The organism is Candidatus Igneacidithiobacillus taiwanensis (assembly GCF_031962545.1).
Lineage (GTDB): Bacteria > Pseudomonadota > Gammaproteobacteria > Acidithiobacillales > Acidithiobacillaceae > Igneacidithiobacillus > Igneacidithiobacillus taiwanensis.
Genome location: NZ_JAVRKK010000188.1, coordinates 1 through 3,370 on the forward strand (window position 1 = coordinate 1; position 3,370 = coordinate 3,370).

A 3,370-nucleotide genomic window follows, 5' to 3' on the forward strand; every position below is an offset into this window, starting at 1 on the left:
GTAGACTTAACATTCCACTGCACGGTGACTTTGTACTATGTACCTGTTTTATTGGTCGGGGAGACAGGATTCGAACCTGCGACATCCTGCTCCCAAAGCAAGATATTAGCCGTTTTATACCGTCCAAGGCTGTTTTTCCTCTCTCTGGCAATTCATAAAAAACAGCAAGTTACCGTCCAAGCAAATTCTATACCGTCCTATGCTTGCCAAATCCAAGTGTAACCGGTAGTGTAACCGGTAAACCCGACAACCTGTTCAGGAGGGGCACCATGGCGGCAAACCTACTCAGCGACAAAGCGATCCGAAACGCGAAAGCAACGGATAGGGAAATTATCCTCCGGGACGGCGCGGGGCTGGAGCTTCGTGTCTATCCCAACGGGACCAAAGCCTGGCAGTACCGTTATCAATTCCAGGGCAAGCGGCGAGTGTTGCGACTCAAGAAGGGAGAGAGTCCGGCAGACTATCCAGACGTTTCCTTGGCGGATGCTCGATCTTTGGCAGAGGAACAGCGGAAGATCCTTTCACGAGGCATTGATCCCGTGGCCTACGCTGATGAGCAAAGGCTGGCAGATGAGGAAGCGGCCAGAATCGCCAAAATGGAACAGGCGGCCCTGCTCACCTTCGAGGAGGTGTTCAATCAGTGGTATGAGGCCAAGCTATCCAAGCGCAAGGATGGAGCCGATCTACTCCGGGCGGTACGCAAGGATATTTTCCCAACAGTGGGTAACATCGAAATGGGGAAAGTTACCCGTGGGCACCTTATGGCTTGCTTGGATCGTATAGCGGCGAGAGCGCCACGCATGAGCAACCGGATGTTGACCACGCTCAAGACGTTTCTCTCATGGGCCGTTATGCGCGAGATAATGCCCGTCAATCCACTTGCCCCGGTCAAGGTGGCAGACGTGGGTGGCAAACAACCGACGCGGGACCGGGTACTCAAGGACGATGAGATTATCGAGCTACGGGACGCGCTACCCAAGGCCAATCTTCCCCGCACAACCGAGCTTGCCTTGTGGATTTGCCTTGCCACCGGGTGCAGGCTGGGAGAGCTTACCAACGCGGAATGGGCGCATATCAATCTGGAGACCCGGCGCTGGCGAATCCCTGCGGAGAACGCCAAGAATGGCCATGAGCATATTATCGCCCTTTCTGGTTTCGCGCTCCGGCAATTTCGGGAGCTGTTCAGTCTGACAGGGTGGTCGAGGTGGGCGATACCATCACCACGCAAGGAAGATGCCCCTATTACGCGGGTGAATTTCTCGGCGCAAATTGGCGACCGGATGGGCGGCAATCAACGGCAGGCCAGAACCAAGCACACCAGCAGCTTGCTGCTATCCAAGGGCAGATGGACTCCGCACGATCTGCGGCGGTCCTGCGCTACCGGGATGTCTGCAATAGGGATTAACCCGGCAGTCATTGAAGCCGTGCTCAATCACCGGGACGACAGCAGTGTAAAGGCTATCTATCAGCGGTATGACTTCGGCCCGGAAGCAGCAGCAGCATGGCAGAAATGGGGTGAGCACCTAGACGAGTTGCTCTATGGGAATGTAATCCCGATCCCGACAGTGAGGGCAAAAGCATGAGTGAGGAAATTATCGTCAAAATGTACTCGGCAGCGGTTGCTCTGACCGAGTGGACGTTCAAAAAGTACCGAAGCGCGAGCCGTGAAAAAGACTACATCCCCATGCTGAACGCTTGCGTGACGATCCTTTCAACGGCGGCCAGCAGGGGAGAGATTCAGTGCATAGTCTGGCCGATGTGGTGGCCAGCGCCAGCAGACACGGTTCTGGACGATGAGGGGAACCTTCAGCAGCCTTTAGGGGTGAGGGTGGCCGAGTTGCATCGGTGGCTGGCTACCTTTGACGAATCCGCAGCCAGCTTTACCGCGTCCGAATGGTGGCAATGGATTTACCCCGGCGAAGCAGAGCAGGGCGAGCAGATGACGGATGGAGCGCGGATTGTCGGCTGCTTCAGGAATATCGAGCATACCAAGCGGGGGGCTTGGTACAAAGAGAGCGCCAAGCGGTTTATCAGCAAGGCGCTGGACGCTGGCACCCCCGCGAGGAAACAAAAGATTATCGAGTACATTATGGGCTTGCCAGAGGCCAAGGGATCGTCACCCGCGACATGGGCAAAGCATGTTACAGACAAGACTATAGGACAGGTGGAGGAGGAGCGGAAAATCAGAAAAACCTAACGGCAAATTTCCTCCAAATTTCCGGTTAAATTTCTGAAATAGCCGTCATTACAAGACTGCATAGAACCAATACAGCCCCTTGAAATACAGGGGCTTTTCTTTTGCTGTTCTATTTCGTTCAAAGGGCTTGACGGGGCCATATTTCTTGCAAGAGTGGGGGTACAGGCAATCAACTAGGAGTAAGCCTGATGAAAAACTCGGTTCCCAATCCGCGTGCTTTCCGTGCCCCGGAAGCCGGCGCATATCTTGGAATTTCCCGATCCACGTTTTTACTGCTAGTAAAGAACGGGCGAATTCCTCAAGGCAAAAAGGTCTCCACTGGCTGCACTATCTGGCCCAAAGAATGGCTTGATAGTTATCTCGACAGCGTTATCAAGGAGGGCTGAAAATGAAAAAAGCCACGCCCCCCGAAAGAAACGCAGCCACTACCCAACCCAAAAAGTTTAGCACACTTCATAGGCTTAAGAACATGCTGGCGCATTGGATGCCTGTTTTGCTGGAGGTGCTGCGGCCATGAACGAATCCGCCACAACAACGAGCACCAGCCCAAGCGCAAGACGTGCCTTGGCCCATTTATGGGTAGCCGTTCGGACACTCACCGATGCAGCACTTACTGATGACGACATGGCTATTCTTGCCGAAGCCCTCGACGACTTGCGGGTAATTTTGGAGGGCGCAAAATGATTGACGCTATCCGATTCACCGAGATTCCCAACGCGAGAAATCGCAGCAGTCGGAAGGACGTTTCCATGACTGCCGAGGAGTTTGCGGCGGCACTTGATAAACCAGTCTCGGTTGTGGACAAATCAGAGCGCCCTGCAGCCTCTTGGGGTATCCATGGCTCAGGCCGAGTTGTTCAGGATACCTTGCAGGCGGTTACTGCAATTCTCTTGGATTTCGACAGCAAAGGCGACGTATCACCGGCCTTTGATGTGGCGGTTACAGACTGCGCTGCGTTGGATTTTGCGGCCTTCCTGCATACCAGCTATTCCCACGAACCAGAAAGGCCAGCATTCCGCGTTATCATGCCATTAAAGGGCAATCTGGAGCCTCGATTAAATCCAGCGGCAACCCTGTCAACGGCCACCAATATGGCGCCATTTTAGGGTCGGCATAATGGCGCCATCTCAGGGTCGCTGTAATGGCGCCACTCCGGGGTCGGCATAATAGCGC

At 54.3% G+C, this 3,370-nt stretch carries 6 protein-coding genes; all 6 read left to right on the forward strand.

What is annotated here, in order from left to right; translation table 11 throughout:
* The first annotated feature begins 269 nt into the window (after nt 1–269).
* A complete protein-coding gene (locus tag RTI30_RS13380; protein WP_312262620.1) occupies nt 270–1,583 on the forward strand; it encodes a tyrosine-type recombinase/integrase in 1,314 nt (437 codons plus the stop codon).
* The gene (locus RTI30_RS13385) at nt 1,580–2,197 is read left to right on the forward strand and encodes a hypothetical protein (RefSeq protein ID WP_312262621.1); all 618 of its coding nucleotides are present in this window, start codon (nt 1,580–1,582) and stop codon (nt 2,195–2,197) included. The genes RTI30_RS13380 and RTI30_RS13385 overlap by 4 nt, the downstream gene beginning before the upstream one ends.
* 188 nt (nt 2,198–2,385) lie before the next feature.
* Nucleotides 2,386–2,583, forward strand: a complete 198-nt coding sequence (locus RTI30_RS13390; RefSeq protein WP_312262622.1) for a hypothetical protein — start codon at nt 2,386–2,388, stop codon at nt 2,581–2,583.
* Between the two features lie 2 nt (nt 2,584–2,585).
* A complete protein-coding gene (locus RTI30_RS13395) occupies nt 2,586–2,714 on the forward strand; it encodes a hypothetical protein (RefSeq protein ID WP_312284025.1) in 129 nt (42 codons plus the stop codon).
* On the forward strand, nt 2,711–2,881 hold the full coding sequence (locus tag RTI30_RS13400) for a hypothetical protein (RefSeq protein WP_312262623.1): 171 nt from the start codon (nt 2,711–2,713) through the stop codon (nt 2,879–2,881). The genes RTI30_RS13395 and RTI30_RS13400 overlap by 4 nt, the downstream gene beginning before the upstream one ends.
* The gene (locus RTI30_RS13405; protein WP_312284026.1) at nt 2,878–3,303 is read left to right on the forward strand and encodes a hypothetical protein; all 426 of its coding nucleotides are present in this window, start codon (nt 2,878–2,880) and stop codon (nt 3,301–3,303) included. Before RTI30_RS13400 ends, RTI30_RS13405 begins: the two co-directional genes overlap by 4 nt.
* Nucleotides 3,304–3,370 lie beyond the last annotated feature (67 nt).

Bases quoted from the DNA above. Each gene is read 5' to 3' on its own strand.
- RTI30_RS13380 (WP_312262620.1), top strand. From the start codon at position 270: ATGGCGGCAAACCTACTCAGCGACAAAGCGATCCGAAACGCGAAAGCA.
- RTI30_RS13385 (WP_312262621.1), top strand. From the start codon at position 1,580: ATGAGTGAGGAAATTATCGTCAAAATGTACTCGGCAGCGGTTGCTCTG.
- RTI30_RS13390 (WP_312262622.1), top strand. From the start codon at position 2,386: ATGAAAAACTCGGTTCCCAATCCGCGTGCTTTCCGTGCCCCGGAAGCC.
- RTI30_RS13395 (WP_312284025.1), top strand. From the start codon at position 2,586: ATGAAAAAAGCCACGCCCCCCGAAAGAAACGCAGCCACTACCCAACCC.
- RTI30_RS13400 (WP_312262623.1), top strand. From the start codon at position 2,711: ATGAACGAATCCGCCACAACAACGAGCACCAGCCCAAGCGCAAGACGT.
- RTI30_RS13405 (WP_312284026.1), top strand. From the start codon at position 2,878: ATGATTGACGCTATCCGATTCACCGAGATTCCCAACGCGAGAAATCGC.